Annotated in this window: 21 protein-coding genes and 1 pseudogene; 14 read left to right on the top strand and 8 right to left on the bottom strand. The window is 65.5% G+C overall.

Features of this window, described 5'->3' with window-relative positions:
- Window positions 1-252: 252 nt before the first annotated feature.
- Complete coding sequence (rapA, locus tag C167_RS0131040) at window positions 253-3,105, bottom strand: RNA polymerase-associated protein RapA (protein WP_200860189.1); 2,853 nt, start codon at window positions 3,103-3,105, stop codon at window positions 253-255.
- 219 nt (window positions 3,106-3,324) lie between these two features.
- Here rapA and C167_RS0131035 point away from each other — a divergent pair, with 219 nt between their 5' ends.
- From C167_RS0131035 to C167_RS0131005, 7 genes are all read left to right on the top strand, one after another.
- Window positions 3,325-3,630: a hypothetical protein gene (locus tag C167_RS0131035; RefSeq protein ID WP_017522208.1), complete on the top strand. Its 306-nt coding sequence runs from the start codon at window positions 3,325-3,327 to the stop codon at window positions 3,628-3,630.
- A 45-nt stretch (window positions 3,631-3,675) separates the two neighbouring features.
- A complete protein-coding gene (locus tag C167_RS0131030; protein ID WP_017522207.1) occupies window positions 3,676-4,275 on the top strand; it encodes an alpha-ketoglutarate-dependent dioxygenase AlkB family protein in 600 nt (199 codons plus the stop codon).
- Window positions 4,272-4,433, top strand: coding sequence for a hypothetical protein (locus C167_RS34935; RefSeq protein WP_017522206.1), 162 nt, complete (start codon window positions 4,272-4,274; stop codon window positions 4,431-4,433). The genes C167_RS0131030 and C167_RS34935 overlap by 4 nt, the downstream gene beginning before the upstream one ends.
- Window positions 4,434-4,635: 202 nt before the next feature.
- Complete coding sequence (ccoM, locus tag C167_RS35395) at window positions 4,636-4,746, top strand: cytochrome c oxidase subunit CcoM (RefSeq protein WP_017522205.1); 111 nt, start codon at window positions 4,636-4,638, stop codon at window positions 4,744-4,746.
- A gap of 183 nt (window positions 4,747-4,929) precedes the next feature.
- Window positions 4,930-6,918, top strand: a complete 1,989-nt coding sequence (locus C167_RS0131015; RefSeq protein ID WP_017522204.1) for an FUSC family protein — start codon at window positions 4,930-4,932, stop codon at window positions 6,916-6,918.
- Window positions 6,905-7,114 carry a DUF1656 domain-containing protein gene (locus C167_RS0131010; protein ID WP_017522203.1) on the top strand — a complete coding sequence of 70 codons (210 nt, stop codon included), beginning with the start codon at window positions 6,905-6,907 and terminating at the stop codon, window positions 7,112-7,114. Before C167_RS0131015 ends, C167_RS0131010 begins: the two co-directional genes overlap by 14 nt.
- A gap of 13 nt (window positions 7,115-7,127) precedes the next feature.
- A complete protein-coding gene (locus C167_RS0131005) occupies window positions 7,128-7,982 on the top strand; it encodes an HlyD family secretion protein (protein WP_017522202.1) in 855 nt (284 codons plus the stop codon).
- On the opposite strand, the gene C167_RS0131000 is transcribed toward C167_RS0131005, so the two are convergent.
- The 3 genes from C167_RS0131000 to C167_RS0130990 form a co-directional block, all read right to left on the bottom strand.
- Complete coding sequence (locus tag C167_RS0131000; RefSeq protein WP_017522201.1) at window positions 7,966-9,141, bottom strand: MFS transporter; 1,176 nt, start codon at window positions 9,139-9,141, stop codon at window positions 7,966-7,968. The two genes, C167_RS0131005 and C167_RS0131000, sit on opposite strands and share 17 nt — an antisense overlap.
- A 142-nt stretch (window positions 9,142-9,283) precedes the next feature.
- Entirely contained in the window at window positions 9,284-9,754 is a 471-nt protein-coding gene (locus C167_RS0130995; protein ID WP_017522200.1) for a MaoC family dehydratase, read from the bottom strand.
- Window positions 9,751-10,704: an alpha/beta hydrolase gene (locus tag C167_RS0130990; protein WP_017522199.1), complete on the bottom strand. Its 954-nt coding sequence runs from the start codon at window positions 10,702-10,704 to the stop codon at window positions 9,751-9,753. The genes C167_RS0130995 and C167_RS0130990 overlap by 4 nt, the downstream gene beginning before the upstream one ends.
- A gap of 306 nt (window positions 10,705-11,010) precedes the next feature.
- Between C167_RS0130990 and fadD2 the strand changes: the two genes are divergently transcribed.
- Complete coding sequence (gene fadD2, locus C167_RS0130985) at window positions 11,011-12,699, top strand: long-chain-fatty-acid--CoA ligase FadD2 (protein ID WP_017522198.1); 1,689 nt, start codon at window positions 11,011-11,013, stop codon at window positions 12,697-12,699.
- A 76-nt stretch (window positions 12,700-12,775) separates the two neighbouring features.
- On the opposite strand, the gene C167_RS0130980 is transcribed toward fadD2, so the two are convergent.
- Entirely contained in the window at window positions 12,776-13,012 is a 237-nt protein-coding gene (locus C167_RS0130980; protein WP_017522197.1) for a YdcH family protein, read from the bottom strand.
- A gap of 445 nt (window positions 13,013-13,457) precedes the next feature.
- Between C167_RS0130980 and fadD1 the strand changes: the two genes are divergently transcribed.
- From fadD1 to hrpA, 4 genes and pseudogenes are all read left to right on the top strand, one after another.
- Window positions 13,458-15,143 carry a long-chain-fatty-acid--CoA ligase FadD1 gene (gene fadD1 / locus C167_RS0130975; RefSeq protein ID WP_017522196.1) on the top strand — a complete coding sequence of 562 codons (1,686 nt, stop codon included), beginning with the start codon at window positions 13,458-13,460 and terminating at the stop codon, window positions 15,141-15,143.
- A gap of 39 nt (window positions 15,144-15,182) precedes the next feature.
- Window positions 15,183-16,055, top strand: a pseudogene (locus C167_RS35550) (cache domain-containing protein); the annotation flags it as partial.
- Between the two features lie 102 nt (window positions 16,056-16,157).
- Complete coding sequence (locus C167_RS35545) at window positions 16,158-16,913, top strand: methyl-accepting chemotaxis protein (protein ID WP_410477994.1); 756 nt, start codon at window positions 16,158-16,160, stop codon at window positions 16,911-16,913.
- Between the two features lie 163 nt (window positions 16,914-17,076).
- Window positions 17,077-21,096, top strand: coding sequence for an ATP-dependent RNA helicase HrpA (gene hrpA, locus C167_RS0130965; RefSeq protein ID WP_026079392.1), 4,020 nt, complete (start codon window positions 17,077-17,079; stop codon window positions 21,094-21,096).
- Window positions 21,097-21,201: 105 nt separating this feature from the next.
- Here hrpA and C167_RS0130960 read toward each other — a convergent pair whose 3' ends face one another.
- Complete coding sequence (locus C167_RS0130960) at window positions 21,202-21,906, bottom strand: glutathione binding-like protein (RefSeq protein ID WP_017522193.1); 705 nt, start codon at window positions 21,904-21,906, stop codon at window positions 21,202-21,204.
- Between the two features lie 153 nt (window positions 21,907-22,059).
- Between C167_RS0130960 and C167_RS0130955 the strand changes: the two genes are divergently transcribed.
- On the top strand, window positions 22,060-22,497 hold the full coding sequence (locus C167_RS0130955; RefSeq protein ID WP_017522192.1) for an HIT family protein: 438 nt from the start codon (window positions 22,060-22,062) through the stop codon (window positions 22,495-22,497).
- A gap of 19 nt (window positions 22,498-22,516) precedes the next feature.
- On the opposite strand, the gene C167_RS0130950 is transcribed toward C167_RS0130955, so the two are convergent.
- On the bottom strand, window positions 22,517-22,936 hold the full coding sequence (locus tag C167_RS0130950; RefSeq protein WP_017522191.1) for a hypothetical protein: 420 nt from the start codon (window positions 22,934-22,936) through the stop codon (window positions 22,517-22,519).
- Between the two features lie 174 nt (window positions 22,937-23,110).
- On the opposite strand from C167_RS0130950, the gene C167_RS0130945 reads away from it, so the two are divergent.
- Window positions 23,111-24,175 carry a GGDEF domain-containing protein gene (locus tag C167_RS0130945; protein ID WP_017522190.1) on the top strand — a complete coding sequence of 355 codons (1,065 nt, stop codon included), beginning with the start codon at window positions 23,111-23,113 and terminating at the stop codon, window positions 24,173-24,175.
- Here C167_RS0130945 and C167_RS0130940 read toward each other — a convergent pair.
- Window positions 24,157-25,200, bottom strand: coding sequence for an acyltransferase family protein (locus C167_RS0130940; RefSeq protein ID WP_017522189.1), 1,044 nt, complete (start codon window positions 25,198-25,200; stop codon window positions 24,157-24,159). The two genes, C167_RS0130945 and C167_RS0130940, sit on opposite strands and share 19 nt — an antisense overlap.
- Between the last annotated feature and the right edge of the window lie 72 nt (window positions 25,201-25,272).

The following is a 25,272-nucleotide window of genomic DNA, read 5'->3' as shown; positions in this document are numbered from 1 at the left end:
CAGTGTCAGCCGGCTCAGATAGCTCCCTCTCCCTTCGGAGCGGGGCGCGCAGCCAGGGCGGGGGGAGAGGGCGTGCCTCGGCACGGTGTTTCACGCAGGAGCGGACTCATCCGCACGCCAGATCCACCCAGGGAGCCGCCGATTAGACATCGCGGACAGAGTCCGCTCCTACGCAGCCGGTGGGAACGGCGCCCATGAAAAAAGCCGCCAGCGGATGCCCGCTGGCGGCTTTGCTTGAAGCCCCTGACTGAATCAGCCGGCGACCAGCACGCGGATCGCCTCCAGGCGCAGCGAGGCCTTGTCCAGCATTGCCAGGCTGTCGTCGCGCTGCTTGCGCAGGGCATCCAGCTCGCTGTCGCGCACGCTGGGGTTGACGGCCTTGAGCGCGGTCAGGCGCGCCAGCTCCTCGTCCAGGGTCGCCTTCAACTGCTGGCGCGCAGCCTCGACGCGCTCGGCATGGCGCGGGGTGATCTTGGTCTCGGCTTGGGCGAACTGCTTGGCCAGTGCGTCACGCTGCGCCTGCACGAACTTGTTGGCGCTGGCGCGCGGCACGCTTTCCAGCTGGTCGTTCAGGGTCTCGAAGGATACGCGCGAGGACAGGTCGTTGCCGTTGGCGTCCATCAGGCAACGCAGCGCCACCGGAGGCAGGAAGCGGCCCAGCTGCAGCTTGCGCGGCGCCACGGCTTCGCTGACGAACAGCAGCTCCAGCAGCACGGTGCCGGGCTTGAGCGCCTTGTTCTTGATCAGCGCCACCGAGGTGTTGCCCAGCGAGCCGGACAGCACCAGGTCCATGCCACCCTGCACCATGGGGTGTTCCCAGGTGAGGAACTGCATGTCCTCGCGGGCGAGGGCCTGGGCGCGGTCGTAGGTGACGGTCACGCCTTCGTCGTCGCCCAGCGGGAAGCTGGCGTCGAGCATCTTCTCGCTCGGGCGCAGGATCAGCGCATTTTCGGAGTGGTCCTCGCTGTCGATGCCGTAGGTGTCGAACAGTCGCTCCATGTAGATCGGCAGGGCGAACTGGTCGTCCTGTTCCTCGATCTCGGCCACCAGCGCCTCGCCTTCGCCGGCACCGCCGGAGTTCAGCTCCAGCAGGCGGTCGCGGCCGTTGTGCATCTCGGCTTCCAGCGCCTCGCGGGCGGCGGTGCCTTCGGCCAGCAGCGCCTCGAAGGCGTCGTCGTCGCCGCCGTCCAGCAGTTCCACCAGGCGCGGGCCGAAGCGGTGCTGCAGGGCGTTGCCGGTGGGGCAGGTGTTGAGGAAGGCGTTCAGCGCCTGGTGGTACCACTGGAACAGGCGTTCCTGCGGGCTGTTCTCCAGGTGTGGCACGTGGATCTGGATGGTGTGCTTCTGGCCGATCCGGTCCAGACGGCCGATGCGCTGTTCCAGTTGGTCCGGGTGGGCCGGCAGGTCGAACAGCACCAGATGGTGGGCGAACTGGAAGTTGCGGCCTTCGCTGCCGATTTCCGAGCAGATCAGCACCTGGGCGCCGAACTCTTCATCGGCGAAGTAGGCGGCGGCGCGGTCGCGCTCAAGAATGCTCATGCCTTCGTGGAACACGGTGGCCGGGATGCCGGACTTCAAGCGCAGGGCGTCGCCGAGGTCCATCGCGGTCTCGGCGTGGGCGCAGATCACCAGCACCTTGTACTGCTTGAGCATCTTCAGGGTGTCGATCAGCCACTCGACACGCGGGTCGAAGCGCCACCAGCGGTTATTCTCGTCACCGTCGTCGGCCTGGGCCTGGAAGCTGACTTCCGGATAGAGGTCCGGGTGCTCGCCCAGCGGCAGCTCCATGTACTCGATCGGGTTGGGCAGCACGTACGGGTGCAGTTGGCGCTCGGGGAAGCCCTGCACGGCGGCGCGGGTGTTGCGGAACAGCACGCGGCCGGTGCCGTGGCGGTCCAGCAACTCGCGCACCAGGCGGGCGCGGGCTTCTTCATTGCCGCCCTCGACGCTGGTCAGCAGTTCGTCGCCCTCGCTACCGAGGAAGCCATGGATGGCCTGGCGCGCGGCGGGGGAGAGGCTGCCCTGGTCGATCAGTTCCTGCACCGCTTCGGCAACCGGGCGGTACTGGGTGCTTTCGGCACGGAAGGCTTCCAGATCATGGAAACGGTCCGGGTCGAGCAGGCGCAGACGGGCGAAGTGGCTATCCAGGCCGAGCTGTTCCGGGGTTGCGGTGAGCAGCAGCACGCCGGGGATCACCTGGGAAAGTTGCTCCACGAGTTGGTACTCAGCGCTGGCCTGCTCCGGGTGCCACACGAGGTGGTGGGCTTCGTCGACCACCAGCAGGTCCCACTCGGCGGCAAACAACGCGTCCTGTGCCTTCTCGTCCTCGCGCAGCCACTCCAGCGCCACCAGGGCCAGCTGGGTGTCTTCGAAGGGGTTGCTGGCATCGCTCTCGACGAAACGCTCGCGGTCGAAGAGGGCGACTTCCAGGTTGAAGCGCCGGCGCATTTCCACCAGCCACTGGTGCTGCAGGTTCTCCGGAACCAGGATGAGCACGCGGCTGGCGCGGCCGGAAAGAATTTGGCGATGGATCACCAGGCCCGCTTCGATGGTCTTGCCCAGACCCACCTCGTCGGCCAGCAGGACGCGCGGTGCCATGCGGTCGGCGACTTCGCGGGCGATATGCAACTGGTGGGCGATGGGTTGCGCGCGCGCGCCGCCCAGGCCCCAGAGCGAGGACTGCAGTAGGCGGGTGCGGTGTTCCAGGGAGTGGTAGCGCAGACCGAACCAGGACATCGGGTCGATCTGCCCGGCGAACAGGCGGTCGCTGGCCAGGCGGAACTGGATGAAGTTCGACAGCTGGGTTTCCGGCACGGTGCGCTGGTCGTTCTGCGCGGTGAGGCCGTGGTAGATCAGCAGGCCGTCGACCTCGTCCACTTCGCGGACGGTCATCTTCCAGCCTTCGAAATGGGTGATCTCGTCGCCGGGAGCGAAGCGCACGCGGGTCAGCGGCGCATTGCGCTCGGCGTACTGGCGGGTATCACCGGTGGCGGGATAGAGCACCGTGAGCATGCGGCCGTCCAGCGCCAGGATGGTCCCCAGGCCGAGTTCCGCTTCACTGTCGCTGATCCAGCGTTGACCGGGTTGATACTGCGCCATGGACACCTCCCAAAAAAAGCCGGCTATGGTACCGGAACGCGCAGCTTTCAGCGATGGCCATCAGCGCCTCCGGTCGACTGATTTGTGGGGGAACCAGTCCGGAATACGCACTCATCGCACATCGTGGAAAGTGTAGCGAGACGCCCTCAAGTCTGTAGCCGCTACGCCGATAGCCTGACCAGAGGACCTCCACACAGGGCTTGCCGCACAGCCCAGGACCGCACCATGCTGCCGCCCATTCCCCATAGTCTGGCGCCTGTCACTGCCCAGCAGGACGTGCCCAAGCCGCGACCGGATGTCGCTCCGGTGACTCCGCCTGCGCCCAGCGCGGGGAATGCCGGCGTGGAACTGGAGCGTCGCCCGGATGAGGAGGCGCTGCGCGAGGAATACCAGCGCCGACGCAAGCGTCGCCAACTGGCCGACGGCACCCCCGAAGGCGAGGCGCTGGAAGAACTGGAGGAAGTGGAGGAACTGGGCGACGAAGTGCAGCCGGCCCCCCGCAAGGGGTTGTGGATCGATGTCGAGGTCTGAAGTGTCGAGGTAGACTCTTCGCATTGCTGATTCCCCGAACTTGCCATGCTGTTCGACGACGCCCCCATCCTGCTGCCCGATGCCGAACTGCGCCTGATTCCCGATTGGTGCCCACCCGAGCGCGCCGAGCGCTGGCTGCAGCAACTGGTTGCCGAGACGCCCTGGGAGCAGACCGTCGTGCACCTGCATGGGCGCGATTACCCGGTGCCGCGCCTGGTCAACTGGTATGGCGATCCCGCGGCTTTCTATACCTATTCCGGCCAGACCCACGCGCCGCTGCCCTGGACGCCGCTGCTGGCGGAAATCCGCTCGGCGGTGGAGCAGGCCGCCGGCCAGCGCTTCAACGGCGTGCTGCTCAACTACTATCGCGACGGCCAGGACTCCATGGGCTGGCACAGCGACGACGAGCCTGAACTCGGGCGCAACCCGGTGGTGGCCTCGCTGAACCTGGGCGGTACGCGGCGCTTCGACCTGCGGCGCAAGGGGCGAAACACAATCGAACATTCCATCGAGCTGCCTGGCGGTTCGCTGCTGGTCATGTCTGGCGCGACACAGCATTATTGGCAGCATCAGGTCGCGAAGACACGCCGTCCGGTTGCTTCGCGCCTGAACCTGACTTTCCGCCTGGTGCATGCCCTGTCATGAGCAACGACGACAAGCTGATCGACTTCACCGCCGAGCGCGACAAGCGCATCCATGACGTGCACGAAAAGCGTCTGCAGGACGTGCGCAAGGCCTTCGAGCAGGCGCTGCCGCTGGGCAAGCCGAGCAAGAAGGGCAAAAGCAAGCCGAAGAAACGCTGATTTCCCCCTCCCAGGGCCGCAAGGCCCCGCTCTGCGCGGCTTCCCGCCGCACCGCACCCCTCCGGAAACTTGACCTGCGTCAGTGCTGCGGCCCTCCCCGGAAAGCGCTTTGTCGACCATTGACCCAGGTCAATTTGCGCCGCCCGGTCGCCGGTAATCTGCACACATCCCCAGACGATGTAGGCAACAGGAGGCCAGCATCATGTTCATCGACGAAGTGGTTCTCGCAGGCGTCCTTACCGTTGGTCTCATGGTTCTGTTCTTCGGTGGGGTCGGAATTTTCATCTGGAAGGACAGCCACAAGAAGAGCTGATCCTTACAGATTCACAGAGCACGCAAGGCACTTCGGGCGACTTAGGTCGCCCGTTTTTTTGCCTCGACGAAAGTCAGGATGACAAGTTGTTAGCTTGCTAATAATATTTCAAGCAACGATTCAGTTGTTCCCCATGCCGGCTATCTTTAACCCGACAGACCGGTATTCCTTTCGAGAGACCGCGTGCGACCTTCGCTACAGGCATTCCTGGCGCCGGATACGCTGGCGCTGAAATTTGCGATCAAGACCCTCCTGGCCGGCGGCCTGGCGCTCTGGTGCGCCTTCCGTTTCGACCTGGAACAGCCGCAATGGGCGCTGATGACGGTGTTCATCGTGTCCCAGCCGCTGTCGGGCATGGTGGTGGCCAAGGGCATATTCCGCTTGATCGGCACCGTGGTTGGCACCGTGATGTCGGTGGTGATGATCGCGCTGTTCGCCCAGACGCCCTGGTTGTTCCTGTTGGCTGTCTCGCTCTGGCTCGGCCTCTGCACGGCCGCCTCGACGACCCTGCGTAACCATGTTTCCTACGCCTTCGTGCTGTCCGGGTATACCGTGGCGATCATCGGCCTGCCGGCGATCAGCCATCCGCTGGGCGTCTTCGACCAGGCCGTCGCACGCAGTACCGAAATCTGCCTGGGCATCCTCTGCGCGTCGGCCATCAGTGCCATCCTCTGGCCGCGCCGTGTCGAGGCCAACCTGGGCAGGCAGGCCCACGCCACCTGGCTCACCGGCATGCAGGCCGCGCGTAGCGAGATCGATGCAGACGCCCGGCAGATCAAGGGCCTGCTGCAGGCGCTGGGCAAGATCGTCGAAGTGGACGTGCAACGCGACCACGCCTGGTTCGAGGGGTACCGCGGGCGGATGCGTTCGCGCGCGCTGCGGATTCTCTCCCGCGACTTGCTCAGCCTGCTGCGTACCGCCCGTGGTGTGGCCCGGCAACGCAGCGTGCTGGATGCCGAGGACCGCGCGCGCCTGCAACCCTGGTTCGAGGAACTGCGCGCCACCCTGGAGGACCCGCAGGTCGAAGCCATGCGTTCGCTGCAGGAGCGCCTGCAAGCTGCAGGTCTGGATGAGCGCTACTCCAACGACCTGCGCTATTGCCTGACCCGCTGCGCCCTGCTGCTGCTCAAAGCGCTGGACTCGGAGAAGACCATGCGCGCCGTGGCGGACGGGCGGGTGGACGATGTCGCCACCGGCACGCTGTCCTGGCACCGTGACTGGCTGATGGCGTTGTTCTACGGCCTGCGCAGTGCGCTGGCGCTGCTGGGCATGTCGGCCTTCTGGATGGCCACGGCCTGGCCTGCGGCTACCGGCGGAATGTTGCTGGCGGCGGTGATCTGCAGCCTGTTCGCCAATCGCGACAACGCCGTGACCATTGGCCTGGGCTTCCTGCGCGGCATTCTCTATGCGGTGCCCGCCGCCGCAGTGGTAACCCAGTGGCTGCTACCGCAGTGGAACGGCTTTCCGCTGCTCTGCCTGGCACTGGGAGTACCGTTGTTCTTCGCCCTGCTGGGAATGGCCACGCCGGCGCTGGCCGGCACCGCGACGTCCTTCTCGATCCACTTCATCACCCTGGTCGCGCCGAGCAACGTGATGAAGTACGACCTTGCCAACCTGCTCAATTCGGCCCAGGGCATCGTGATTGGCGTGGGCTTCGCCGTGCTCGTGTTCCGTCTGCTCACGCTACCGGCGAACTGGCTTAACCGCCGGTTGATCCAGGCCACCTGCGAAGACCTCGGCCGCCTGACCCGGCGCCCGCTGGCCGAAGCCGAAAGCTGGTTCGGCGGGCGCATGGCCGACCGTCTGATCCGACTGGCGCGCCACTACACCTTGTTGCCCAAGGAAGAACAGCGGCGCTGGCAGGACGGGCTGTTTGCCCTCGATCTGGGCAACGAGCTGATCCACCTGCGCGCCTGCCTCAGCGGTTCCCAGGGGCAACTGGGCAAGCGTCGTGACCAGTTCCTCGGCGCCCTGGGCGGCGTCCTGGAGAAGGGCCCCGGCGTGGGACGCGAGCAGCGTCTGGAAAGCCTGTGCCCGCCGCTGGAGCAAGCCCTGGCGCACGACGTGCAGGGCGACAACGAACCCAACCGCCTGGCCCGTGCCGCGCTGGCGCAATTGCGCCATACCTGGCGCCAGTGGTGCCGTCTGGAGGACGCCCATGGGACTGCATGAATTCGGCTGGGGCGGTGTATTCCTGAGCCCGCTGTTCATCTATGCGGTGCTCGCCCTCGGCTTGACAGTCGTACTGCGCCTGCTGCTGCAGGCCACACCCTTCGGGCGCTGGATCTGGCACGAGGCGCTGTTCGACTGCGCCCTGTTCGTGCTGATCCTGAGCGCCATCACCTGGGCGCTCAGCGCTGCGCCTTGAGAGGAGAAGCTGTATGCGCGGATACCTTCGCGTAACCGTCACCATCGTCCTGGTCATCGCCGCCGTCCTGGCCGGCACCTGGCTGTGGCGTTACTACATGCTGTCGCCCTGGACCCGCGATGCGCGGGTGCGCGCCGATGTGGTGGTGATCGCCCCGGACGTTTCCGGCTGGGTCACCGACCTTGCCGTGCAGGACAACCAGCAGGTCAAGGCCGGCGACCTGATCATGCGCATCGACCACGAGCGCTACGCGGCGAACCTGGAGCAAGCCAAGGCCCTGGCCGAGACCCGGCACCAGCAATACCTGTTGCGTGTGAGCGAGGCGTCGCGGCGCAGTAAGCTCGGTATCGCCGCGATCAGCGCCGAGGACAAGGAAACCGCGCAGATCAACGCCGCCATCGCCAAGAGCGAGTACGACGAGGCGCAGGCCCAGGTGCGCCTGGCCCAGCTCAACCTGACCCGCAGCGAGATGCGCGCCCCGCGCGACGGCCAGGTCACCAACCTGCGCCTGGCCCAGGGCAATTATGCCCAGGCCGGCCAGGCGATGATGGCACTGGTGGACCAGAAGTCCTTCTACGTCACCGCCTATTTCGAGGAAACCAAGCTGCCCGGCATCCGCGTTGGCCAGCCGGCCCAGGTGGTCCTGATGAGCGGCGATATCGCCATCGATGGCACCGTGGAAAGCATCAGCAGCGGCATCACCGACCGCAACGCCATCCCCGACAGCCAGTTGCTGGCCAACGTCGAGCCGACCTTCAACTGGGTGCGCCTGGCGCAGCGCATCCCGGTGCGCATCCGTCTGAACAAGGTGCCTGAAGGCGTGCACCTGAGCGCCGGGATGACTGCCAGCGTTACCGTAAAACAGTGAGCGGAACGTCTGCACGGTCGCGTTGAAGCCAGCAGGACAAGGCCGCGCAGAAGATCGATGCGGCAACCAGCGAGACGCCCACCCAGGGTGTCCAGCCGATGCCGGCCAGGCTGATCACCGCGCCCCCCAGTGCCGCGCCGAGGGCCACGCCCAGGTGCATCGCCGAGGTGTTCAGCGCCACCCCGGCGCTGCCGCTGGCCGGGTCGCTGGCCAGCAGGTAGCTCTGCACCGCTGGGGAAATCATCCAGCTGATGGTGCTCCAGACCATCAGCGCGCCGAGCAGTAGCCAGGGGTGGCCGAGGCTCAGCGGAATCGCCAGCATCGCCAGGCCGAACAGCACCGGCACCACCAGCAGTGCTCGGCGATGGCCGATGTGGTCGCTCAGCCAGCCGCCCAGGTATCCGCCACCGATGGCCGCCAGGCCGATCAGCAGCAGCGTGAGGGCAATGCCCTGGCTATCGGCGATCCCGGCGACCTGCTGGAACCACGGCGTGATGTAGGCGAACAAGGTGAAATGGCCGCCCAGCAGCAGGATCGACACCAGCTGTGCCAGGCTCAGCGACGGGCTGCGCAGCTGGCGCCTGTAAGCCGCGCCATTGGCTGGGCTGTCCAGCTTGCGGCGGGGCAGGGCTATCCGCAGCAGGGCAGCCAGCGGCAGGGAGTAAAGGGCGATGGCGGCGAAGATCCAGCGCCAGCCGAGCCAGTCGTTGACCAGCACACCGGCCGGCACGCCGAACACCAGCGAGCCGCTGATGCCCATGAAGATCAGGCCGATGGCGCGCCCGCGCTGGGCCGGCGGCGCCAGCTCCACCGCCAGCAGACTGGCCTGCATGATCAACAGCCCGCAACAGGCGGCCATGCCGATGCGCATCAGCAGCAGCGAAACGTAACCGGGACTCAGCGCGGCGCCGGCGTTGAACGCGGCGAATACCAGCAGCGTGATGACCAGCAGCCGGCGACAGTCGGCGCCACGGGTAAGCCAGCCGAGCAAAGGCGCGGCGATGGCGAAGCTCAGGGAAAACAGGCTGGTGAGCTGTCCGGCGAGGCTGAGGGAAACCTGCAGGTCATCGGCAAGGGACGGCAGGATGCCGGTGAGGATGGCTTCGGCAACGCCTGCGGCGAAGGTGCAAAGGGACAGCAACAGCAGTCGAAGGTCCATGGCGGCTCCGATTCCCGGTGAGGGGTTTCGGGCACGCAGCCTTCGGTTATCCCTGGTAGATGTGAAATGACGAGGGCAGGGTAGTCGAGCGAGAAACTGTATACAAGTTTCCGGAGCCGGCTGGCCGACCCCGGAACGTGGATCAGCCGACCGTGATCGGCGGCAGCGCGGGCAGTTCGACGTCGAGTTTCTCGGTCGGCGCCATGACTTCGGCCTCGCCCTTGACCACGGCCTTGCCGTCCTGGTTGAGCACCACGGTGCCGATGCGCACGCGGTTCTTCGGCAGCTTCTCCAGCACTTCCAGCTCCACCGTCAGTTGGTCACCGAGCTTCACCGGGCGGGTAAAGCTCAGGTTCTGGCCGAGGTAGATGGTGCCCGGGCCGGGCAGGGTGGTGGCGATCGCCGCGCTGATCAGCGCGCCGGTGAGCATGCCGTGGGCGATGCGTTCCTTGAACTGGGTAGTGGCGGCGTAGTCGGCGTCCAGGTGCACCGGGTTGCGGTCGCCGGAGACTTCGGCGAACAGCTGGATGTCGCGCTCGGTGACGCTGCGCTGGAAGTTGGCCTTCTGGCCGACTTCGAGTTCTTCGTAGGGGACGTTTTGCACGGAAGTCATAGGGGCTCCTCGGATTTCTCGACCTGGGGAACGGGGCAGTGCGCCGCCAGCCAGTCGATCAGGTTGCGGGTGACCTCGTCGCGGTTGCTCTCGTTGAACAACTCGTGGCGAGCGTCGGGATAAATCTTCAGTTGGACGTCGCGAACCCCGGCCCGGGTCATCGCCTGAGCCAGGTCGCGCAGGCGTTTGCCCTGGCTGACCGGGTCGCGCTCGCCGCCGATGACCATCACCGGCAGGTCGGCGCGGATGCTCGACAGGTGCTCCACGGGGGTGATGTCGGCCAGGCCGCCGAGCAGGTCGATCCACAGCTGGTTGCTGCAGCGGAAGCCGCAGAGCGGATCGGCGACGTATTTGTCGACTTCGACCGGGTCGCGGCTGAGCCAGTCGAAGGCGCTGCGGTTGGGTTTGAAGGGCTTGTTGAACGAGCCGAAGGACAGGAGGTCGATCAGCGCGCTGCGCCCCAGCGGGCCCTGGCGCCAACGTTCGAACCGGGCGATGACGCGAGCGCTCTTGTACAGCGCCACGGGCTGGTAGTTGGAGCCGGACAGCACCGCCGCCTTCACGCTGGTGCTGTGCTGCATCAGGTAGGCGCTGCCGATGTAGCTGCCCATGCTGTGGCCGAGCAGGATGATCGGCAGGTCCGGGTGCTCCTCGCGCACATGCTGGTTCAGCGTGTACAGGTCGCCGATCACCTTGCCCCAGCCGCCTCGGTCGGCGTAGTGGCCCAGTTCGCCGTTCTCGGCGGTGCGCCCGTGTCCGCGCTGGTCGATGGCATAGAGGTGGTAGCCGGCGGCGTTCAGGGCCAGCCCCAGGCGTTCGTAGCGGCCAGCGTGCTCGGCCATGCCGTGGGACAGCATCAGAGCGCCGCGGGACGGGCCTTCGGGCGCCCAGTGGCGGGTGTAGAGCGGTGTCTCGTCGCTGGCGGGGAGCCAGTAGGCGGCGTAGGGCATGGGGTCCATCCTGTTTCTTGTTCGTCGATTCTTATTGGAATGGGGCCATGGAGCGGGCCGGACGGGGCGATTCTGCCACGCCGGGACATTTTCTGTATGGATTGCCCGCTGCGTCTGTCTGGCATTCTGTGGGCCTTGTCCTGGGCGGCGGTCGGCTCTATCCCGCGCGATGCCGGGATGGTGGCGCAAGATTCACGCAGTCTATGACGCCGCCTGGAGTCTTTGCGATGACCAAAGGAACTGCTAGCTTCCGTTGAATGACCGCAATGACGGTTCGGTTTCGCTCAGGTATGAGGACAAGAATAAATGCAACCTGATTTCTGGAACGACAAACGCCCGGCCGGCGTGCCCAGCGACATTGACCTGACCGCCTACAAATCGGTGGTCGAAGTCTTCGAGCGCTCCTGCAAGAAATTCGCCGACCGTCCGGCGTTCAGCAACATGGGCGTGACCCTGACCTACGCCGAGCTGGACCGCCTGTCCGCCGCCTTCGGCGCCTACCTGCAGAAGCACACCGACCTCAAGCCCGGCGACCGTATCGCCGTGCAGATGCCGAACGTCCTGCAATACCCTATCGCCGTGTTCGGCGCCCTGCGCGCCGGACTCATCGTGGTCAACACCAACCCGCTCTACACCGCTCGCGAAATGCGCCACCAGTTCAAGGATTCCGGCGCGCGTGCGCTGGTCTACGTGAACCTGTTCGGCAAGCTGGTGCAGGAAGTGCTGCCCGATACCGGCATCGAATACCTGATCGAGGCTCAGATGGGCGACCTGCAGCCCGCGCTCAAGGGCCTGCTGGTCAACACCGTGGTCAAGCATGTGAAGAAGATGGTGCCGGAGTACAACCTGCCCCAGGCCGTCTCCTTCAAGGCTGCGCTGCGCCAGGGCCGTGGCCATGGTCTGCAGCCGGTCAAGGTCGGCCTGGAAGACATCGCGGTGCTGCAGTACACCGGTGGCACCACCGGCGTGGCCAAGGGCGCCATGCTCACCCACGGCAACCTCGTGGCGAACATGCAGCAGGTGCACGCTTGCCTGCAGCAGCACGGCCCGGACGGCAAGCCGCTGATGCAGGTCGGCAACGAGGTGATGATCGCGCCGCTGCCGCTGTATCACATCTATGCCTTCACCGCGAACTGCATGTGCATGATGGTCAACGGCAACCATAACGTGCTGATCAGCAACCCGCGTGACATCCCCGGCTTCATCAAGGAGCTGAAGAAGTGGCGTTTCTCCGCGCTGCTGGGCCTCAATACCCTGTTCGTCGCCCTGATGGATCGCCCCGAGTTCAAGGAACTGGACTTCTCCAACCTGAAGGTCACCAACTCCGGCGGCACTGCGCTGGTCACCGCTACTGCCGAGCGCTGGAAGGCCGTGACCGGCTGCACCGTGGTGGAAGGCTACGGGCTCACCGAGACGTCCCCGGTGGTCAGCACCAACCCTTACGGCGACCAGGCGCGCCTGGGCACGGTCGGCATTCCGGTACCTGGCACTGCGCTCAAGGTCATCGACGATGACGGCAATGAGGTCGGCCTGGGCGAGCGTGGCGAGTTGTGCGTGAAGGGCCCGCAGGTCATGAAAGGCTACTGGCAGCGCCCGGACGCCACCGCCGAGGTGCTGGACGCCGAAGGCTGGCTGCGCACCGGTGATATCGCGGTGATCGACCCGGACGGCTTCACCCGCATCGTCGACCGCAAGAAGGACCTGATCATCGTCTCGGGCTTCAACGTCTACCCCAATGAGATCGAGGACGTGGTCATGGCCCACCCGAAAGTCGCCAACTGCGCGGCCGTCGGCGTGCCGGACGAGAAGTCCGGCGAGGCGGTGAAGCTGTTCGTGGTGGCCCGCGAGGGCGGTGTGACCGTCGAGGAGCTCAAGGCCTACTGCAAGGAAAACTTCACCGGCTACAAGGTGCCCAAGCACATCGTGCTCAAGGACGCCCTGCCGATGACACCGGTGGGCAAGATCCTGCGCCGGGAGCTGCGCGAAACCGCCTGAGGCCAGCGTGAATGAAAAAGGGGCTGATCCTGGATCAGCCCCTTTTTATTTTTGGCGGATTGTCGGCCAGGGCCGATCAACCACCACAGCCGCCGCAGCAGCCTTCCTTCTTGCGCAGGATTTCGTAGAGATCGTCCTTGAGCTGCAGCTTCTGCTTCTTCAGCGCCTCGATGGTGTCGTGGGAGGCGGGGGTGATGCCGGCTTCCATGTTCTTGATCTCCTGGTCGAGATCGTTGTGGCTATGGAAGAGCTTGGCGAAATGCGGATCTTCGGCTTTCAGACGGGTAATCTTTTCGCGGTATTCGGGAAACATGAGGGTTCTCCAGGAGAGTGCAGGAGCACTTTGCGAGATACCGTTCCGGAGAGTGTTGAGGTAGATCATTGAAGGCGCCGGGTGGAGAGGGACGAAATCGTCGTATCGAACCCTGACGATCTACCCTGCCACGGGGAATGGCCTGACGCCCCTTTCCCGTTCTTTTTGCCGGTTTCATTTCTCCGAAATCCACTTTGTCGGACAATCCAACAAGGCTGCGAGCCTTCTGGGACGGGCTTTTCCGACGAGCGGAGCGTTGGTGACCGGAAAGCCTGTCTCTGGTCATTTTTCTTACGGACAAGCCTGTGTTTGGTGCTGGTCGCTGTTTCTCAAAGCTGATAATCTCGGCCCGCTTTTCGCTCCCCGAGCCTGGGGAAAGCGACATAAACACAACAAAGAACCGCGAACGCGGTAAAGATGAGCTGTTGCTTAGGAGTGGGCTTCCATGACCGACAATTTCTGGAAGGACAAATACCCAGTGGGGATCGCTGCCGAGATCAACGCTGACCAGTACCCGAACATCCTCGCGGTACTCAAAGAATCCTGCCAACGTTTTGCAGACAAGCCTGCCTTCAGCAACCTGGGCAAGACCCTGACCTACGGCGAGATGTACAAGCTCTCCGGGGACTTCGCCGCCTACCTGCAACAGAACACCGATCTCAAGCCCGGCGATCGCATCGCCGTGCAACTGCCCAACGTGCTCCAGTATCCGATCGTGGTCTTCGGCGCCATGCGCGCTGGCCTCATCGTGGTCAACACCAACCCGCTGTATACCGCGCGGGAAATGGAGCACCAGTTCAACGACTCCGGCGCCAAGGCGCTGGTGTGCCTGGCGAACATGGCCCACCTGGCCGAGGAAGTGCTGCCCAAGACCGGCATCCGCAACGTCATCGTCACCGAAGTGGGTGACATGCTGCCGCCGCTCAAGCGCTTCATCGTCAACTTCGTGGTCCGCAACATCAAGAAGATGGTGCCGGCCTACAACATCCCCAATGCGCAGAAGCTCACCGACGTCCTGGCCAAGGGCCGTGGCAAGGCGGTGAAGGAAGTCTCGCCGCACAACGACGACGTCGCCGTGCTGCAGTACACCGGCGGCACCACCGGCGTGGCCAAGGGCGCGATGCTGACCCACCGCAACCTGGTCGCCAACATGCTGCAGTGCAAGGCACTGATGGGCGCCAACCTCAACGAAGGTTGCGAGATCCTCATCACCCCGCTGCCGCTGTACCACATCTACGCCTTCACCTTCCATTGCATGGCGATGATGCTCACCGGCAACCACAATATCCTGGTGACCAACCCGCGCGACCTGGCCAGCATGGTCAAGGAACTGTCGCAGTGGAAGTTCACTGGCTTCGTCGGCCTGAACACGCTGTTCGTCGGCCTGTGCAACAACGAAGGCTTCCGCAAGCTGGACTTCTCCGCGCTGAAGCTGACCCTCTCCGGCGGCATGGCCCTGCAACAGGCCGCTGCCGAGCGCTGGAAGGACGTCACCGGCTGCGCCATCTGCGAAGGCTACGGCATGACCGAAACCAGCCCGGTGGTGTCGGTGAACCCGTTCCAGAACATCCAGATCGGCACCATCGGCATTCCGGTGCCGTCGACCCAGTGCAAGGTCATCAGCGATGACGGCCAGGACCTGCCGCTGGGCGAGCGTGGCGAACTGTGCGTCAAGGGCCCGCAGGTGATGAAGGGCTACTGGCAGCGCCAGGAAGCCACCGACGAGATCCTCGACAAGGATGGCTGGCTGCGTACCGGCGACATCGCGATCATCCAGGAAGACGGCTACATGCGTATCGTCGACCGCAAGAAGGACATGATCCTGGTGTCGGGCTTCAACGTGTACCCCAACGAGCTGGAAGACGTGCTCGCCACCCTGCCGGGCGTGCTGCAATGCGCCGCCATCGGCATCCCGGACGAGAAGTCCGGCGAGGCGATCAAGGTCTTCGTGGTGTCCAAGCCGGGTGTAACGCTGACCAAGGAGCAGGTCATGCAGCACATGCACGACAACCTCACTGGCTACAAGCGTCCCAAGTCCGTGGAATTCCGCGACAGCCTGCCGACCACCAACGTCGGCAAGATCCTGCGCCGCGAATTGCGCGACGAAGAGCTCAAGAAGATCAGGGCTTAAGCCGATATACAGGAAACCCGCCGCAAGGCGGGTTTTTTGATGGGGCAAGGAAGCCATGTCCCTTATCCGCTTGAGGTGAACGCCTTGAACACTGCCCTCCGTTTGCGCGCCAAGGTCCTGCTCCTGGCCATCGTCCCGATCCTGATCCTCACCCTGCTGCTGTGCGCCATTTCCACTGTTGCATTGAAACAGTTGGCGACCCAGCAGGAAGCGCAGATCCGCGAGAACCTCACCCAGGACCGCGAAGCCCAGCTGAAGAACTTTGTCGACGTCGCGCTGGCCGCCGTCGGCCCGGTCTACCAGGCAGCCTCCCAGGGCGATGCCCAGGCGCGCGAGCAGGGCATCGCGATCCTCAAGCGTCTCGAATACGGCAAGGGCGGCTACTTCTGGGGCTACGACACCCGCTCCGTACGCGTCTTCCAGGGCACCAGCGACGAGCGCCTGGGCGAGGACTTCAGCGGGTATCGCGACCCCAATGGCGTCTATGCCATCCGCGAACTGGTGGCGGCGGGGCAGAGCGGCCAGCACTACGTGCGCTACAGCTTCACCCTGCCCGGCGGCAACGCCATCGTGCCGAAGATCGGCTACGCCCACTTCCTACCCAAGTGGAACCTGGTGTTCGGCACCTCGCTGAACCTCGACGACGTCGAGCGCGAGGTGAAGGAAGCCGGAGCGGCCTTCGACGCCAAGATCGACAACCTGCTGCTGCTCATGGGCGGCGCGGCGCTGGCGCTGCTGGTCGTGATCGGTCTGCTTGCCGGATTGTTCAGCCGCACCATCGTCCAGCCCATCGTCCAGGTGCGCGACAACCTCGACGACATGGCCGCCGGCGACGGCAACCTGACCCATCGCCTGAACCTCGGCCGCCACGACGAACTGGGCGAACTGGCCGGCTCCTTCAATCGCTTCGTCGAGAAGATCCACGTGCTGGTACAGCAGGTGGCCGGCACCACGAACCAGTTGTCCGGGCTGGTGGGCGACGTCGCCCAGCAGGCGCAGCGCTCCGAGCGTGCAATGGATGGGCAGCGCCACGAGACCGACCAGGTCGCCACTGCCATCAACGAAATGACCGCGGCCGCCCAGGAAGTGGCACGCAGCGCGCAACAGGCCGCCGATGCCGCACAACAGACCGACCGTGAGGGCCAGGCGGCCAAGCGCGAGGTGGACCTGTGCGTCTCGCAGATCAATGATCTGGTGGGTGAGGTACGCAGCAGCAGCGACTCCCTCGACACCCTGCGCCAGGACGTGCAGGGCATCGTCGGCGTGCTTGAAGTGATCCGTTCCATCGCCGAACAGACCAACCTGCTGGCGCTCAACGCCGCCATCGAGGCCGCACGCGCCGGCGAGGCCGGGCGTGGCTTTGCCGTGGTCGCCGACGAAGTCCGTGCCCTGGCCAGCCGCACCCAGCAGAGTACCGGGGAAATCCAGCAGATGATCGACCGCCTGCGCGGCACCACGGAAGGCTCGGTGAGCGCCATGCAGCGCGCCAGCGACATGGCCGAACGCACTCGCGGCCAGGCCAACCAGGCCGGTCAATCGCTGGATGCCATCGCCCAGTTGATCGGCACCATCAACTCGATGAACGCGCAGATCGCCAGTGCCGCCGAGGAGCAGACCGCCGTGGCCGAGGAGATCAACCGCAGCGTGCACCAGATCGCCGGTGGCGTGGACAGCGTGGCCGACGACGCGGCCAAGGGCGCGCGTACCGCGACCGAACTCAATGGGCTGGGCGAGCGCCTGCGCCAGCTGGTAGGCCAGTTCCGCATCTGATCCGGCGGGGCGCAATGCCCCGCCAATCCGGGTCGCCAGGCAATCGGCATGGCGGCCCATGCCGGTCTTTTGCGACAATTCCCGGATTGTCGCCATGACAGCCCATTCCAGGGACCGGCTCCGCACCCGCTCGCGCCGCTCCCGCCTGATGCCCGCGAAGCCGATGACCACAGACAGTACGCCGACCCCCGAACAGCTCCTGCAGCGCATGGACCACGCGATGATCCGCGACCGCCATCGCCTGCGCCGGCAGCTCCACGAGCTGCGCAAGCACCCGGACGACGCCAAGCTCGCCCAGTGGGCAGAGCGCCTCCAGGCCTCCTGCGCCAAGGTCGAGGCGCGCCGCGGGAGCATTCCGAAGATCCGCTATGACGACAGCCTGCCGATTGCCGCCAAGCGCGACGAGATCAAGGCCGCGCTGGAAAAGAGCCAGGTGGTGGTGATCGCCGGCGAGACCGGCTCGGGCAAGACGACCCAACTGCCGAAGATCTGCCTGGAGCTGGGGCGCGGTACCCACGGCATGATCGGCCACACCCAGCCGCGCCGGCTGGCTGCGCGTAGCGTGGCCACCCGCGTTGCCGAGGAAATCGGAACACCGCTGGGTTCGCTGGTCGGCTACCAGGTGCGCTTCGAGGACCAGAGCGATGAAAGCACGCTGATCAAGCTGATGACCGACGGCATCCTGCTGGCTGAAACCCAGCACGACCGTTATCTGGAACGCTACGACACGATCATCGTCGACGAAGCCCACGAACGCAGCCTGAACATCGACTTCCTGCTGGGCTTCCTCAAGACGCTGCTGCCGCGTCGGCCCGACCTCAAACTGATCATCACCTCGGCCACCATCGATCTGGAGCGGTTTTCGAAACATTTCGGCGATGCGCCCATCGTCGAGGTGTCCGGCCGCACCTATCCGGTGGAAACCTGGTACCGCCCGCTGGCGGCGGAAGTGGACGAGGACGGCGAAGCGCTGTTCGACGACCTCTCCGTGGACCAGGGCATTCTCCGCGCGCTGGACGAGATTGCCGCCCACGAGCGCGAGGTGGGCAAGCGCCCCGGCGACGTGCTGGTGTTCCTCCCCGGCGAGCGCGAGATTCGCGACGCCGCCGACATGCTGCGCAAGGCCAACCTGCGCCACACCGAAGTGTTGCCGCTGTATGCGCGCCTGACGCCGGCCGAACAGCAGAAGATCTTCGCGCCCATGCCGGGGCGCAAGATCGTGCTCGCCACCAACGTCGCCGAGACCTCGCTGACGGTGCCGGGCATCCGCTACGTGATCGACAGCGGCACCGCGCGCATCAGCCGCTACAGCTACCGCGCCAAGGTCCAGCGGCTGCCCATCGAGGCCGTCTCCCAAGCCAGCGCCAACCAGCGCAAGGGCCGTTGCGGCCGGGTCGAACCGGGCATCTGCGTGCGCCTTTACAGCGAGGAAGACTTCAACGGCCGCCCGGCCTTCACCGATCCGGAGATCCTGCGCACCAACCTGGCGGCGGTGATCCTGCAGATGCTGCACCTGCGCCTGGGCGACATCGAGGCCTTCCCCTTCATCGAGCCGCCGGACGGCAAGGCGATCAACGACGGCTTCACCCTGCTGCAGGAACTTTCGGCAGTGAACCGCGAGGGCCAGCTGACGCCGCTGGGGCGCCAGCTCGCGCGCCTGCCCATTGACCCGCGCCTGGGCCGCATGCTGCTGGAGGCGGCGCAATTGGGCAGCCTGCCGGAAGTGCTCACGGTGGCCAGCGCGCTGTCCGTGCAGGACCCGCGGGAGCGGCCGATGGATCGCCAGCAGGCCGCCGACCAGGCTCACGCCCAGTGGAAGGACCCGGACTCGGACTTCGCCGCGCTGATCAATCTCTGGCGCGGCTTCGAGGAGCAGCGCCAGGCGCTGGGCTCCAACCCGCTGCGCACCTGGTGCCGGAAGAATTTCCTGAATTACCTGCGCCTGCGCGAGTGGCGCGACGCGCACCGCCAGCTGACGCTGATCTGCAAGGAATTGCAGTTGCCCTTCGGCGCCAAGCCTGAGGGTACCCAGCGCAAGAACGAGCCCGCCCGCGAGCAGGCCAAGCCGCACGACAATCGTGGCCGCCAACCGCTCGCCAAGGCGGATGAACCGAAGGCCCGCGACATCGACTACGCCGCCGTGCACAAGGCGATCCTCTCCGGCCTGCTGAGCCAGATCGGGCAGAAAGCAGAGGAGGGTGACTACCTCGGCGCGCGCCAGCGGCGCTTCTGGATTCACCCCTCCAGCGTGATCGGTCGCAAGAAGCCGCAGTGGATCATGGCCGCCGAGCTGGTGGAGACCACCAAGCTGTTCGCCCGCATGGTCGCGAAGATCGAGCCGGACTGGCTGGAGCCGTTGGCCGGGCACCTGGTGAAGAAGAATTACCTGGAGCCGCACTGGGAAAAACGCCGTGGCCAGGTGGTGGCCTATGAACAGGTCACCCTCTACGGCCTGATCATCATCGGTCGCCGCCCGGTTAACTACGGCCCCATCGATGCGCCGGTGTCCCGCGAGATGTTCATCCGCGAGGCGCTGGTGCGCGGCGAGATCAACAGCCGCGCCAAGTGCCTGTCGGCCAATCGCCAGTTGCTGGAGAGGCTCGACGAGCTGGAAGCCAAGGCGCGTCGGCGCGACATCCTCGCCGACGAGGAAACCCTGTTCGCCTACTACGACGAACGCTTGCCGGCGGACATCTACCAGTCCGCCAGCTTCGAGAAGTGGTACGAGCGCGAGCACAAGGCAAAACCGGACCTGCTGATCATGCGCGAGGAGGACGTCCTCGCCCGTGACGCCAGTGAAGTGACTGCCGGCCTGTACCCGGATCGCCTGCGCCTGGGCGACTTGCAGTTGCCGCTCACCTATCACTTCGAGCCGGGCCACGTGCGTGACGGCGTGACTGTGCGCGTCCCGGCGCCTTTGCTGCCGCAGCTGCCCGCCGAACGCCTGGAGTGGCTGGTGCCGGGGCTGTTGGAAGCCAAGTGCATCGAGCTGGTGCGCAGCCTGCCCAAGGCGATCCGCAAGAATTTCGTGCCGGTGCCGGACTTCGTCAGTGCCGCGTTGGGCAAGATGGTCTTCGCCGAGGGGGCGTTGTCCGAATCCCTCGGCCGTGAGTTGCAGCGCATGACCGGCAGCCGCGTGCCGGAAGAGGCCTGGGCAGAGGCCCAGACCCAGGTGGAAAGCCACCTGCGGATGAACATCGAGGTGGTCGACGCCCGGGGCAAGTTCCTCGGCGAAGGCCGCGACCTGGCCGAACTCACCGCGCGCTTTGCCGAGGCCAGCCAGGCCGCGCTGGCGATCCCGCAGGCGGACAAGCCGCAAAAACCGGTGGAAGCCAAGGGCTTTGGCGAGGTGGCGGAGAAGGTCCAGCAGAAGGTCGCCGGGCTGTCGATGACGGTCTACCCGGCGCTGGTGGAAGAGGCCGGCGTGGTGAAGGAGAACCGCTTCCCCACCCAGGCCGAGGCCGACTACCAGCACCGCCGCGCCCTGCAGCGGCTGTTGCTGCAACAGCTGGCCGAGCCGGCCAAGTTCCTGCGCAGCAAGCTGCCGGGGCAGACCGACATGGGCCTGCTCTACCGCGAACTGGGCCGGGTCGAGTCGCTGGTGGAAGACATCCTGCTGGCCAGCCTGGACAGCGCCATTCTGGACGGCGAAGCCAACCTGCCCCGCGACGGTGCCGGGCTTGCGTCACTGGCCGAGAAGAAGCGCGGCGCCTGGACCGAGCACGCCGAACGCATTGCCCGCCTGACCCTGGAAATCCTCAAGCTCTGGCACGGCCTGCAGAAGCGCTTCAAGGGCAAGGTCGACCTGGCCATGACGGTGCCGCTCAACGACGTGAAGGGGCAGTTGGCCCAGCTGGTTTACCCCGGCTTCGTGCGCGACACGCCGCTGGAATGGCTCAAGGAATACCCGCGCTACATGAAGGCGGTCGAGCAGCGCCTGGACAAGGTCGCAGGCCAAGTCCAGCGCGACCGCGTGTGGAGCGGCGAGATGGCCGGCTACTGGGAGCAGTACTCGGCGCGCCTGGCCAAGCATGCCCAGGAAGGCAAGCGCGACCCGGAACTGATGATGTACCGCTGGATGCTGGAGGAGTACCGCGTCTCGCTGTTTGCCCAGCAACTGGGGACCAAGTTGCCGGTGTCGGACAAGCGTCTGTCCAAGCAGTGGAGCCAGGTCGAAGCCTGACGCTGGATTCCCTTGTAGGAGCGAGCTTGCTCGCGAGCCCGTCCAGCCCCTGGGCTGTCGGGGAATCCGTTCGCGAGCAAGCTCGCTCCTACAGGGTGTGAATCCTCAATCCCGCTTCGGGATATTCAGCCCGCGCTGCACCGCCGGCCGCTCCAGGAATCGTTCCAGCACGCGCTTCACATTGGTGAATTTCTCGAACCCCACCAACTCACCCGCCTCATAGAAACCAATGAGGTTGCGAATCCACGGGAAGGTGGCGATGTCGGCGATGGTGTAGCGCTCGCCCATGATCCAGTCGCGTCCTTCCAGGTGGCGGTCGAGCACGGCCAGCAGGCGCCTGGCCTCGTCCACGTAGCGCTGCAGCGGGCGCTTGTCCTCGTAGTCCTTGCCGGCGAATTTGTTGAAGAAGCCGATCTGGCCGAACATCGGGCCGATCCCACCCATCTGGAACATCAGCCACTGCAGCGTTTCATAGCGGCCGCTGGCACCGGGGGCGATCAGCGAGTCGGTCTTGTCGGCGAGATAGACCAGGATCGCACCGGACTCGAACAGCGCCAGTGGCTTGCCGTCCGGACCGTTGGGATCAAGGATTGCCGGGATCTTGTTGTTCGGGTTCAGCGAGAGGAACTCCGGGGACATCTGGTCGTTGCGCTCGAAGCTGACCAGGTGCGGCTCGTAGGGCAGGCCGAGCTCTTCCAGCATGATCGACACCTTCACGCCGTTGGGCGTGGGCAGCGAGTACAGCTGCAGGCGGTCGGGGTGTTCGGCGGGCCATTTGCGGGTGATGGGGAACGCGGAAAGGTCTGACATGCATACTCCGGTCAGGTGAGCGGGATCTTGAGTCGGTCCTCAGGATAGACCTCCGCGCGCCACCGGTCATGACCCGTGCGCGACAAACCGGTATGGTGCGGGCCCATAGACAATCAACCGGCCCCGATGCGGCCAACAGACAAGGAACCCAGCATGAGCCTGCAAGGCACCTACGATCCACAGAACATCTTCGCCCAGATCATTCGTGGCGAGGCTCCCTGCTACAAGCTGTACGAGGACGACGACGTGCTCGCCTTCCTCGACCTGTTCCCGCAGTCCTACGGCCATGCCCTGGTGATTCCGAAGAATTCCCCGGCGCGCAACATCCTCGAGGTCGACCCCGATGCGCTGGCCAAGGTGATGCGCGTGGTGCAGCGCCTGACCGGCGTGATCGTCGAAGAGCTCAACCCCGATGGCGTGCAGATTGCCCAGTTCAACGGTGCGCCGGCCGGTCAGACGGTGTTCCACATCCACGTGCACATCGTCCCGCGCTATGCCGGCGAGGGCTTGGGCATCCACGCGGCGAACAAGGCCGATGCGGGGGAGCTGGAGAAGCTGCAGGCGCGCCTGGTTGCCCGTCTGAACGGCTGAGGCGCGCCCGCGACGGCGGTTACTCGACCGCCGGCTTGATGTCGAAACCGGTGCGGTTGTCGCTGACGATGCGGAAGGCGTTATTGCCGCCCGGCTCCAGCGGTACCAGCAGTTCACGGCGCAGCATGGCCTTGCTGCAGAGGCCTTCGCCGTCCTTGTCGCCGATGATGCCGACCACGTGCTTGCCCACCGGTACGTGGAAGCTGGCCGACTCGCCCTTGCCGATGCGCGCGGCCACCTGGTGGTCGATGGTGAGGGCGACGTAGCAGCCGCCGCCGATGTAGCCTACGTCGCGGGTGACGTCGACCTTGACGCTGTCCTTGCCCGGTTGCTGGTAGGCCAGCAGGCGGTCGGTGGGGACGGGGTGGACTTCATCGGTCTGGTACGAAGCACAGCCGGAAAGCGCAAGCAGGGACAGGACGGCAAGGATCGAACGCATAGACTTCCTCCATGGACAATGCAGCCTAGGCTAGCCCATCCGCCCGGTTTCCGTCGGCTTGGCTACGCGTTGTGGGAAATTGGAGTAGTCTTCTGATGACGTGAATCGGGCTGGAGCGCCCGGATGCCGCCATTTCGGCCGACCCGCGGGCGGTCGAGCCAAGGAGCAGGGCCGATGCACCGCAACAGCGATCCCGACCACCTGTTCGAGTCCAACACCGGACCCACCGGGCTGGAAGAGGCGGACCATCGCCTGTTGATGCGGCTGATCTTCGCCTGCACCGGGGTGACCCTGGGGGTGTTCTCGATCCTGCAGTATCTCGCCGGCAACCTGTGGCTGTCCGGCGCGGAGCTTGCGACCTGCGGCTTGCTGCTGTGGGCAGCCCATCGGCTCAAGCGGGTCAGCCGGCTGGTGCCCTGGATCATTGCCTACCTGTTGCCGACCTTCTGCTTCATCCTCTACATCATCGTCATGCCCAATGCCTCGGCCACGGCCTTCGTCTGGGTCTACCTGATGCCGGTGATGGCCTACCTGCTGCTGGGCAAGTGGCGCGGCTTCCTGCTCGCCGTGCCGTTCATGCTGGCCGCCACGCTCATGTACCTGCACGCCAACCGCCTGCGCCTGGATGCCCCGGGGCTGATCGACATCGGCAACGGCATCTTCTGCGGCGTACTGGTGATTGCTTTCATGCACGTCTATGAAGAGCGTCGCGCCGCCGCCTACAAGCAGCTGCGGCACCTGGCGCTGACCGATGCGTTGACCGGCGTGGCCAGTCGCGAGAGCTTCCAGCGCACGTTGCGGCGCTGCATCCAGGAGGCGGCGCGCTATGAGACGCGGCTGGTGCTGGTGGTGCTGGACGTCGACCACTTCAAGAACATCAACGACCAGTGGGGCCACGATGCCGGCGACAAGGCGCTGCAACACCTGTGCAACCGCCTGCGTTACCGTCTGCGCGCCACTGATCTGATCGGCCGGCTGGGGGGCGAGGAGTTCGGACTGCTGCTGCCTTTCACCGACCGCTTCGATGCCAAGCCGCTGGTGGAGTCCCTGCGCCGGGACATCGACGAGGCGCCGCTGGTGTACCACGGTGAGCGCATCGAGATTTCCGCCACCTTCGGCCTCGCCGAATGGCCGGGGGACGGCCTGGATGCCGACGAACTCTATCGCTGCACCGACCGCCGTCTGTATCGCGGCAAGGCCGAAGGGCGTAACCGCCTGGTCTACAGCGATCCCGCCTGAGCGCGCTTCGCCGCCAGCGGCTCGGCGATGCGCGCATAGGCAGCGCGCAGCTGACGTGCCATCTTCCGTTCCACCCATTCGTAGCTCAGCCAGGACAGCAGCAGGATCGCCGGGACGCTGAGGCCCAGTGTCTGATACGGCGTCAGGCCCAATCGTTCGTGCAGCCAGTAGGCTGCTAGCCAGAGCACGATGACGTGCAGCAGGTACACCGAATAGGACCAGTCGCCCAGCGCGTGCAGCACCCGGCTGCGCTCGAACAGCGGCTCCAGCGCAACGCACGCGGCCAGCAGCGCGGCGGCGGGCAGGCCCCAGGTCAGCAGGCGCCAGGGATGGTCGGCGGGGAACAGCGCGATGGTCGTCACTGACATCACCACCGTCAGCAGGGCCAGCGGCCGGGGCAGGTTCAACCAGCCGCGTCGGTACAGTGCCGCCAGGCCAAGGCCGAGGACGAACTCGAAGATGATCGGGTTGCGGTAGAAGTTGCTGATCCATGGCTCGCGCGCCAGCACTTGCGCCACCAGCAGCACCAGCGCGGTCACCAGCCAGGGACGCCAGCGCTCGGCGACCAGGAAGGAGAGGGCGAACAGGCCGTAGAAGAGCATCTCGAAGTTCAGCGTCCAGCCCACCGGCAGCACCGGGTAAAGGCCGAAGCCGCCGGGGTTTTCGCTGGGGATGAACAGCAGCGAGAGCAGCAGCGATTTGCCGCCGACGCCGTAGATCGGCATCACGTCGGCGAAGGCATGGATGATCAGCGCGGTGATCGCCGTGTACAGCCAGTAGGCCGGAGCGACACGGGCCAGGCGCTGCACCAGGAAAGCCAGCGGCGACATCGGCCGGCCGGCGCTGGAGAGGTGGATCACGAAGCCGCTGAGGACGAAGAAAATATCCACCCCGACCTGGCCGCGGGTGGAGAGGAGCTTGCCGCCGAGGCTGTCGGCGCGGAAATCGAAGAACACCTGCATGAAGTGATGGAACACCACCAGCCAGGCGGCCAGTGCCCGCAGTGCCTGAAGCGAAACCAGCATGGGTGGGCGAGTCCTCCGTCGGTGGATAAAAGAAAGGGGCGCGACAAGGCGCGCCCCTTTCCTCGACAGTAG

The organism is Pseudomonas nitroreducens TX1 (genome assembly GCF_000313755.1).
Lineage (GTDB): Bacteria > Pseudomonadota > Gammaproteobacteria > Pseudomonadales > Pseudomonadaceae > Pseudomonas > Pseudomonas nitroreducens_A.
Note: the sequence above shows the minus strand (reverse complement) of the source record. Positions and strands in the feature narration are given on the sequence as shown.

Excerpts from the sequence above, each read along its gene's own strand:
- C167_RS0131010 (WP_017522203.1), top strand. The coding sequence starts at position 6,905 with ATGGGACTGCATGAATTCGGCTGGGGCGGTGTATTCCTGAGCCCGCTG.
- C167_RS0131035 (WP_017522208.1), top strand. The coding sequence starts at position 3,325 with ATGCTGCCGCCCATTCCCCATAGTCTGGCGCCTGTCACTGCCCAGCAG.
- C167_RS0130945 (WP_017522190.1), top strand. The coding sequence starts at position 23,111 with ATGCACCGCAACAGCGATCCCGACCACCTGTTCGAGTCCAACACCGGA.
- ccoM (WP_017522205.1), top strand. The coding sequence starts at position 4,636 with ATGTTCATCGACGAAGTGGTTCTCGCAGGCGTCCTTACCGTTGGTCTC.
- C167_RS0130950 (WP_017522191.1), bottom strand. The coding sequence starts at position 22,936 with ATGCGTTCGATCCTTGCCGTCCTGTCCCTGCTTGCGCTTTCCGGCTGT.
- C167_RS0131005 (WP_017522202.1), top strand. The coding sequence starts at position 7,128 with ATGCGCGGATACCTTCGCGTAACCGTCACCATCGTCCTGGTCATCGCC.
- C167_RS35545 (WP_410477994.1), top strand. The coding sequence starts at position 16,158 with ATGGATGGGCAGCGCCACGAGACCGACCAGGTCGCCACTGCCATCAAC.
- C167_RS0130980 (WP_017522197.1), bottom strand. The coding sequence starts at position 13,012 with ATGTTTCCCGAATACCGCGAAAAGATTACCCGTCTGAAAGCCGAAGAT.
- C167_RS0131000 (WP_017522201.1), bottom strand. The coding sequence starts at position 9,141 with ATGGACCTTCGACTGCTGTTGCTGTCCCTTTGCACCTTCGCCGCAGGC.
- C167_RS0130940 (WP_017522189.1), bottom strand. The coding sequence starts at position 25,200 with ATGCTGGTTTCGCTTCAGGCACTGCGGGCACTGGCCGCCTGGCTGGTG.
- fadD2 (WP_017522198.1), top strand. The coding sequence starts at position 11,011 with ATGCAACCTGATTTCTGGAACGACAAACGCCCGGCCGGCGTGCCCAGC.
- C167_RS0130960 (WP_017522193.1), bottom strand. The coding sequence starts at position 21,906 with ATGTCAGACCTTTCCGCGTTCCCCATCACCCGCAAATGGCCCGCCGAA.
- C167_RS34935 (WP_017522206.1), top strand. The coding sequence starts at position 4,272 with ATGAGCAACGACGACAAGCTGATCGACTTCACCGCCGAGCGCGACAAG.
- C167_RS0131030 (WP_017522207.1), top strand. The coding sequence starts at position 3,676 with ATGCTGTTCGACGACGCCCCCATCCTGCTGCCCGATGCCGAACTGCGC.
- hrpA (WP_026079392.1), top strand. The coding sequence starts at position 17,077 with ATGACCACAGACAGTACGCCGACCCCCGAACAGCTCCTGCAGCGCATG.
- fadD1 (WP_017522196.1), top strand. The coding sequence starts at position 13,458 with ATGACCGACAATTTCTGGAAGGACAAATACCCAGTGGGGATCGCTGCC.
- C167_RS0130995 (WP_017522200.1), bottom strand. The coding sequence starts at position 9,754 with ATGACTTCCGTGCAAAACGTCCCCTACGAAGAACTCGAAGTCGGCCAG.
- C167_RS0130990 (WP_017522199.1), bottom strand. The coding sequence starts at position 10,704 with ATGCCCTACGCCGCCTACTGGCTCCCCGCCAGCGACGAGACACCGCTC.
- C167_RS0130955 (WP_017522192.1), top strand. The coding sequence starts at position 22,060 with ATGAGCCTGCAAGGCACCTACGATCCACAGAACATCTTCGCCCAGATC.